The following is a 589-nucleotide window of genomic DNA, read 5'->3' as shown; positions in this document are numbered from 1 at the left end:
GATCTTCAGACGCAATTATGCTGCGAGCTCCGCAAAGACCTCGAATGGCGAGCGGTTGTCATTGGCAAATTGGTTCTTGCGGATCATATGTGCCACTTCTATGCCCGCGATTGTCGCTGCGGCTGAATGAAACGCCTTAAAGCCCATCATCGGTTTGGTAATTCGCTTGATAAACCGGTGATCCTGCTCAAGGATGTTGTTGAGATATTTAACCTGCAGGATTTCAATCATTTTGCTGTGACCGGTGATTTTCAGGATTGTGTTTACAGCTTGTGCTCCGGCCAGATTGGCTCCGCTTTTATCAATGACAATTTTGTCTGGAACACCGTTGGCTGCGATGGCTTTCTTGAAGAAACGCCGTGCTGCAGCCAGATTCCGGCGTTCGGAGAGCATGAAATCCAGTGTTTGGCCATCTCGGTCAACGGCTCGGTACAGATAGGTCCATTGACCACGAACCTTGATATAGGTCTCGTCAACACGCCAGGAACGGGCCGTGGGTCGCTTGCGCGATTGCGCCTGGGCAGCGATCAGCGGTGAGTACCGGACAACCCATCGGTTCAAGGTCGCATGATCCACAGCAATGCCGCGT

At 52.0% G+C, this 589-nt stretch carries 1 protein-coding gene; it reads right to left on the bottom strand.

What is annotated here, in order from left to right:
• Positions 1–15 precede the first annotated feature (15 nt).
• Positions 16–589 (bottom strand): IS6 family transposase (locus tag F9K91_RS25595; protein ID WP_151679082.1); only part of this gene is annotated, 574 nt, incomplete at its 5' end.

Origin of the sequence: Brucella tritici (assembly GCF_008932295.1) — a bacterium.
GTDB lineage: Bacteria > Pseudomonadota > Alphaproteobacteria > Rhizobiales > Rhizobiaceae > Brucella > Brucella tritici.
This window is presented reverse-complemented; position numbering and strand designations above follow the sequence as displayed.